We start from the raw sequence: 6916 nt of genomic DNA, 5'->3' as shown, positions 1-6916 counted from the left end.
GTACGTGGTGGCGCTGATGACCCGCACCGCCACCTACGACACCTCGGCCGCCACCCGGGATTTCGGCTACCAGCCGATCGTGGACCGCGAGACCGGGCTGACCGAGTTCCTGGCCTGGCTCGAAACCCAGGGCGGCATCGTGGCATTGACCGAGAAGATCTAGGCAGGGGTACACAGATGTTCCGCCGTCCCATCTCCCCCACCGAGCTCATCTACTTCCCCATGCGGGATCTGGCGCCGCCGTTCCTGATGCAGCTGGTGGTGGAGGGCCAGGGCAGCATCGATCCGGAGGCGCTGCGGCGCGCGGTCGCCACCGCCGCCGACGCCAATCCGGGTGCGCGGCTGATCCGCGACGGCAAGCAGTGGGTGGACAGCGGGGTCGCGCCGAGCGTGCGGGTGGTGGACCACGTGCTGGAATATCCGGCGCTGGAGGCGGATCCGGTGCTCACCAGCCCGATCGGTCCGACCCCGGCCGCCACCGTGGAGGTACTGCTGCTCACGGCCGACCTACCCGAGGGCGAGCAGGGGCCCACCACCCTGGTGTTCCGGGTCTTCCACGGCGTCATGGACGGCATGGGCATGGTCATGTGGGCCACCGACGTGCTGCGGGTGCTGCGCGGTGAGGAACCCGTCGGTGCGCCCGATCCGATCGCCGACGCCGAACTGGTGCGCAAGATCGGCGCGCCCGGGCGGCCCACGCTCATGCTGCCGCGCTTCCGCTCGGCGGTCGGGCACGGGCGGCAGGACCCGGACGAACCCCGGCATCTGTTGCGTACCCGCACCATTCACGCGACCGGGCCGGGCGCGCTCATGCGGGTGGCGGCGCTGCTCGCCGAGGAGGGCGGGCCGATCTCGCGCATCATGATTCCGGTCGACATCCGCCGCCACGACCCGGAACTGCGGTCCACCGCGAACCTCGCGCTGCCGCTGTTCCTGGACGTGCGGCCGGGCATGGACTGGAAGCAGCTCAACGAGATCAAGCGCGCCGGCCTGAAGGAGAACCGCGAGCTCAACCAGATGGACAACGGCGGGCTGAAATACCTGCCGCAGGCGGCGGGGCGCGGGCTGCTGCGCACGCTGAACCTGCTCGGCTCGCGTACCGGCCGGAACCTGGCCTCCGCCACCGTCTCCCACATGGGCCGCTACGACCTCGACGCACTCGCGGTCCCCGGATTCGCCCCCACCGCCATCAAGGTCATGCCGCAGCACAGCGTCGCCATGCCGCTGCTCATGGGCATGACCGAATGCGGCGGACGCACCGAGCTGACCGTCTCCGTCCGCAACGGACGCGGCATTCCGGAACGCCTGGACGCCCTGTTGGACCGCATCGTCCGCACGCTGGAAAGCGAACTGACGCCCACGAATTCGGACGCGACCGCCTGACTCTCCTCTCGACCCGAGCCCGGCCGCGGCAATAGGACACTCGCACACAAGGATCGGAGCGCCCCATGACCGTCGTCGACAGTCCCGCCGAGGTCACCGAGACCGCGGAATCAGATGGCCTCATGGCCGCCTGGGCTCGGGTCGTGGTGGCGCGGCCCAAGACCGTGCTGGTGGTCGCGGTGCTGTTCGCGCTGGCCTGCGGGCTGTTCGCGGCCGGGCTGCAGCAGCGGGTGAGCTCGGCGGGATTCGTGGTGCCCGATGGTGAATCCGCGGCGGTGGATGCCTGGGTGACCGAACGCCTGGGGCCGCAGAACCCGGATGTCATCGCGATCTACACCGCGCCCGAGGGGCAGTCGCTGGCCGATATCGGGCCGAGAGTGACCGAGGCGATCGGCAAGATCGATCCGGCGCTGTTGGATCGGCCGGTCGAAAGTTATTGGAACAGTCCGCGATCGCAGTACCTCCGATCGTCCGATGGACGGCAGGCGGTGGCGGTCGTGTTCTCCGCGGGGAACGACAATCAGCGGGTCGCGGAGTATCCGAAAATTGCCGCCGCACTGCGTATTCCGGGAATCGACACCAAGCTGACCGGATACAGCGCGCTCGCCGACACCATCAGCGATCAGTCGCGGCACGATCTGGTGCTGGCCGAATCGATTTCGATCCCGCTGACCGCAATCGTGCTGGTGCTGGTATTCGGCGGGGTGGTGGCCGCCGCGCTGCCGGTACTCATCGGCACGCTGGCGGTGGCGGGGGCGCTGGGCGCGGTCGGGATCATCGCGCGGATGACCGAGGTCAGCGTGTTCGCCATGAATGTGGTGTCGCTGCTGGGGCTCGGATTGGCCATCGACTACGGGCTTTTCATCGTCGGACGGTTCCGCGAGGAGCTGGGGCAGGGGCGCTCGACCGAGGAGGCGGTGACCCGCACCCTGCGGACCGCCGGGCGAACCGTGCTGTTCTCGGCGCTGCTGCTCATGTGCGCGTTCGCGGGCACCTTCGTGTTCCCGCTGGCCGTGCTGCGCTCACTCGGCATCGGGGCCATCGCCGCGGTCGGGCTGGCCGCGCTGCTGTCGGTGACCGCGCTGCCCGCGATCCTCACCCTGCTGGGCTCGCGCATCGGCAAGTGGAGCTGGCGCGCGGACGCCTTCGAGCGCTCGGAGGAACGGGCGCAACGATTCTGGGGACGGGTCGTCACCGCCGTCATGCACCGGCCGGGCACGGTCGCCATCGCGGTCGGTGCGATCCTGCTGGTCCTCGCCGCACCGCTGTCCGGTGTCCGACTCGGCGATGTCGACCACACCGCACTGCCCGCCGGTAATGAAACCCGCGCCGCCGTGGAGGAATTGAGCGCGCACTTCCCGGCCGCCAACAGTGGCGCGACCATCCTGCTCCGCGAAACCGACGGCAGCGCACCCACTCCGACCGCCATCAGCACCGCCCTGCGAGAGATCAGCGGCGTCCACGGCGTGCGCCAGGCGACCGCGCTGGACACCCGCGACAACACCACCGTCATCCACGCGGCGCTGGCCGCCCCGGACCGCTCGCCGCGGGCCCAGGACGTCGTACGCGACCTGCGTGACCTGCACCTGGACGGACTCGACCTGCGGGTCGGCGGCGAGAGCGCCAGCACCGTCGACAGCATCGCCGCCGTCCTGGACCGGTTGCCGCTCATGATCGTGGTCATGGTGGCGGTGACCCTGCTCATGCTGGCACTGGCCTTCCGCTCGATCGTGTTGCCGCTCAAGGCCGTGCTGATGGCATTCCTGAGCCTGACGGCCACCTTCGGGGTGCTGACCTGGATCTTCGATCAGGGCCACCTGGCGGGTGCGCTGCACATCAGCGTCGGGCCACTGTCGGCGGGCATGATGGTGCTCATCATCGCCGTGGTCTTCGGGCTGTCCACCGACTACGAGGTGTTCCTGCTCTCGCGAATGGTGGAGGCCCACAACGCCGGTGCCGACACCGCGGAATCGGTCCGCATCGGCACCGTCCAGACCGCCCGCGTGATCACCGCCGCCGCAACGCTGCTCGTGCTCATCACCGGGGCGTTCACGCTCTCTCCGCTCACGCCCATGCGTTTCCTCGGTCTGGGCATGGTGATCGCGCTCGTCATCGACGCCACCCTGGTGCGCATGCTGCTGGTTCCGGCCCTGGTCAAGCTGATGGGGCCCGCCAACTGGTGGGCCCCGGGTAATCGGAGAAAGGTTCAGCCGAAGAATTCGATCAGCGCGGGTGCCAGCACGGGCGCCTTGACCAGGTGAGTCTGGCCGGGCAGAACCCGGTGTGAGGCACCCGGAATCGCCTGGGCCAGCGCGGCATTGGCATTGCGCATCCAGGCGGGGCTCTTGCTGCCCGCGATCACGGTGACCGGCAGATCGAGCCCGGCCCAGCGATCGGCCGGAAGCTTGCGGCCCCGTTGGAACGCTTGGACGTACTGGATGTCGTAGGCCATGGTCGGAGCCACCGTCTTGAGGTGACTCCAGCCCGGGAAGAGCGGGAACGCGGCCACCATGAGGGCGGGCAGATGCACTCCCGCTCGCATGAAGTACTTGACCGCATCACCGTTCTTGCCCTGGGCCAGCAGGGAAGTCAGGTGCTCGACATAGTCGGCCGGGGCCGGCGGGCGGGTGTTGTCGTCGACCACGAACGGCACCTCGTAGAGGGCGACCTTGCGCACCGTGCGGCCGCTGCGCAGGTAGTCCAGGACCAGGCCGCCGCCCGACGAGATGGCATACAGCATCACCGGTCCCCCGGCCAGGTCGATGACTGCGTCGAGATCCTCGAATTCGCGCTCGATGTCGACCGGCCGGTTGTCGCCGCTCTCGCCCCGGCCGCGCCGGTCGTAAGTGTAGACGGTGTAGCGGCTCGAAAGCGCCTCGGCGAGTGACTTGTTGGGGCCGAACTCCTGGGCGGCGAGCGCGCCGTCGATGAGCACGACCGCCGGGCCCGAACCGTATCGGGTGTAGGCGATGCGGGTGCCGTCCTTGGAGTCCACGAAGCCTTTGGTGGGTTCCATCAGTTGTCCTTGGTGTAGGTGAGGGCCTGGATGCCGCTGCCGAAAGTGGTCGCGGCGGTGAGTCGTAACGGGAGCCGGGCGCCGTTGCCGGGGAACATCCGTTCGCCCGAGCCCACGACGATGGGGTGCAGCATGACGACGAGGTCGTCCAGCAGCCCGTGCTCGAGCAGCGTCCGCACCAGGGTGATGCTGCCGTGCACGGCGATTGCGAGGCCCGGCTGTTCCTTGAGCTCGGTGAGCTCCTCGACGAGCCGGTCGGGGGCGAGCACGGTGGTGTACTTCCACCCCGGATCCCGAAGCGTCGACGACACCACGAGTCTCGGCGTCAGGTTGAACCAGTCGGCCATCTCGCCTTCCCGGTCCGGCCAGGCGGCGGCGAAGATGTCGTAGGTCTTGCGGCCCAGCAGCAGGGTGTCGGCGGCGCGCAGGCCCGCCATCACCGCTTCCTGGGTCGCGTCGTCGTGGTACGGAAAGTGCCAGTTCTCCGGAGCTTCCACCACGCCGTCGAGGGAGAGGTAGACGTTGGCGGTGATGCGGCGGCTCATGCCGCGGCCTCCTGCCGGCTGTAGACCAGGTTCACCACACCGCAGTCCAGGGGACGGCAGTCGGTGAGCGTGAAGGTGGCCGGCATCTGGTCCGGGGTGAAGAATCGCGCGCCCGGGCCGCCCAGGATCAGCGGAAACACCAGCAGGTGCAGCTCATCGAGGAGGTTCTCGGCGATCAGGTAGCGCACCAGGGTGCCGCTGCCGCCGATGCCGATGTGCTGATGCCGGTCCTTGAGCGCGCCGATCTCCTTGGCCAGGTTGTCGCGCAGGATGCTGGTGTTGGCCCAGTCGGTGGACTCCAGCGTCGTGGACACCACGTACTTGGACATGGCGTTGACGGCGTCGAAGTACGGGCCGGACTGGCTGGTGAAGAAGGGTTTCAGGCCCTCGTAGGTGGTGCGGCCCAGGAGCATGGCGTCATTGCCCGCCATGATGGCGCCCACGGCCTGCTGCACCTCGGCGTCGTTGAAATACGGCCCGGTGTGCGGATCGGTCGGTGAGATCGACGGGGCGAGACCGGTCCAGCCGCTCTCGGTCACGCCGTCCAGTGAAAGGTACTGCCCTGCAACAATTTTTCCCATGCGTCCACGGTCGCAGTTTCGGAAAGCCCAAGGAATTGCCGGGTTCGCAAGACAGCGATGCCGCAGCGGAATGAATGCGGGGCGGGCATACTCGAGCGCATGGTCGAGCCGCTGCCTCGGACCCCCGAGGGCGTGGAACTCCGGCACCTGCGCGCCTTCGTCGCGGTCGCCGAGGAATTGAACTTCGGCCGCGCGGCGCAGCGGCTCTACGTCACCCAGCCCGCGCTCAGCCGGACCATCCGGTCACTGGAAAAGCTGGTGGGCTGCGACCTCTTCCATCGCAATACCCGCAGCGTGGGCCTCACTCCCGCGGGCACGGCGCTGCTGGATCGAACCCGTGACGTGCTCGCCGGCCTGGACAGCGCCCTGACGGCGGCCCGCGCGGCGGGCGGCGAGCTCTCGGCCCGTATGGACCGGCTGTGGAGTCCGGTGGAGGAGACCTTCAACGGCGACCTGGCGCCCATGCGGTCGGCCTTCGAACTCATGCACGCACAGTTCCCCATCCCGGAGGGCGTGCTGCTGGAGCCGGTGAACGCCGGCGGTGTGCCCGGCATCCAGCTCGCGCGCCCCGAGGACTCCGAGACCGTCGCCGTCTACGCGCACGGCGGCGGCTTCATGATGGGCTCGGCCTACGGGTATCGCGGCATGGCGGGCGCGGTCGCCGAGGCCGGGCGCACCCGGGTACTCGTGCCCGAATACCGGCTCGCCCCGGAACACCCCTTCCCGGCCGCCCGCGACGATGTGTGCACCGCCTACCGCTGGCTGCTGGAGTGCGGTAAGCCACCGGAAAGTATTGCGCTGGTGGGTGATTCGACCGGGGCCATGCTGATCCTGTCGGCGCTGCTGCACGCCCGCGACTGCGGCCTGCCCATGCCGCGGGCGACCGTGCTGCTGTGCCCTGCCGTCGACTTCTACGCCCCCGCCGACAACCCGCCCGCCGATGTCGAACAGCACCTGCGCTTCCAGACTGCCTACCTGGCGGGCCGCCCGGTGAGCGATCCGGAGGCCAACCCCATGTGCGCCGATCTCACCGGCCTACCGCCGACCCTGGTGCAATCCGGTGAGTTCGACAGCCTCGGGCGGAATACGAATGCGCTCGTCGAGCGGCTGCGAGCTGCCGATGTCGCGGTCCGGCACGACAGCTACCCGGTCGACGGGCACGCCTTCCAGATCTACTGGTCCTTCCATCCGGAAGCGGCCGAGGCCGTCGGGCAGGTCGGCGACTTCCTCCAGAAACCGGCCCCGTGAACCGGGCCGGACCCGCCACCGGCGGAAACCGATTCGGCCGGCGCGGGGGGGGGGATAGGGGGGGGGGGGAGGGGAAACTCCCCCTCTCCCCACCCCCCCCCCCCCCCCCCCCCACCCCCTCCGGCACCGCCCCACCCGCCACA

Annotated in this window: 6 protein-coding genes; 3 read left to right on the top strand and 3 right to left on the bottom strand. The window is 69.3% G+C overall.

The features are described from left to right. Window positions 1-177 precede the first annotated feature (177 nt). Window positions 178-1383 carry a peptide synthetase gene (locus ACFXN1_RS08405; RefSeq protein ID WP_379443765.1) on the top strand — a complete coding sequence of 402 codons (1206 nt, stop codon included), beginning with the start codon at window positions 178-180 and terminating at the stop codon, window positions 1381-1383. A gap of 122 nt (window positions 1384-1505) precedes the next feature. Further along, window positions 1506-3644, top strand: coding sequence for an MMPL family transporter (locus ACFXN1_RS08400; RefSeq protein ID WP_379443785.1), 2139 nt, complete (start codon window positions 1506-1508; stop codon window positions 3642-3644). Here ACFXN1_RS08400 and ACFXN1_RS08395 read toward each other — a convergent pair. From ACFXN1_RS08395 to ACFXN1_RS08385, 3 genes are read right to left on the bottom strand one after another with little or no spacing between them, the layout of a single operon-like run. Next, a complete protein-coding gene (locus ACFXN1_RS08395) occupies window positions 3590-4399 on the bottom strand; it encodes an alpha/beta fold hydrolase (protein WP_379443766.1) in 810 nt (269 codons plus the stop codon). The genes ACFXN1_RS08400 and ACFXN1_RS08395 overlap by 55 nt on opposite strands. Next, complete coding sequence (locus tag ACFXN1_RS08390) at window positions 4399-4944, bottom strand: dihydrofolate reductase family protein (RefSeq protein WP_379443767.1); 546 nt, start codon at window positions 4942-4944, stop codon at window positions 4399-4401. The genes ACFXN1_RS08395 and ACFXN1_RS08390 overlap by 1 nt, the downstream gene beginning before the upstream one ends. Beyond that, a complete protein-coding gene (locus ACFXN1_RS08385; RefSeq protein ID WP_379443768.1) occupies window positions 4941-5525 on the bottom strand; it encodes a dihydrofolate reductase family protein in 585 nt (194 codons plus the stop codon). The genes ACFXN1_RS08390 and ACFXN1_RS08385 overlap by 4 nt, the downstream gene beginning before the upstream one ends. Window positions 5526-5624: 99 nt before the next feature. On the opposite strand from ACFXN1_RS08385, the gene ACFXN1_RS08380 reads away from it, so the two are divergent. Then, the gene (locus tag ACFXN1_RS08380; RefSeq protein ID WP_379397481.1) at window positions 5625-6773 is read left to right on the top strand and encodes an alpha/beta hydrolase fold domain-containing protein; all 1149 of its coding nucleotides are present in this window, start codon (window positions 5625-5627) and stop codon (window positions 6771-6773) included. The last annotated feature ends 143 nt before the right edge of the window (window positions 6774-6916 follow it).

Source organism: Nocardia sp. NPDC059154 (genome assembly GCF_042755705.1).
GTDB lineage: Bacteria > Actinomycetota > Actinomycetes > Mycobacteriales > Mycobacteriaceae > Nocardia.
This window is presented reverse-complemented; position numbering and strand designations above follow the sequence as displayed.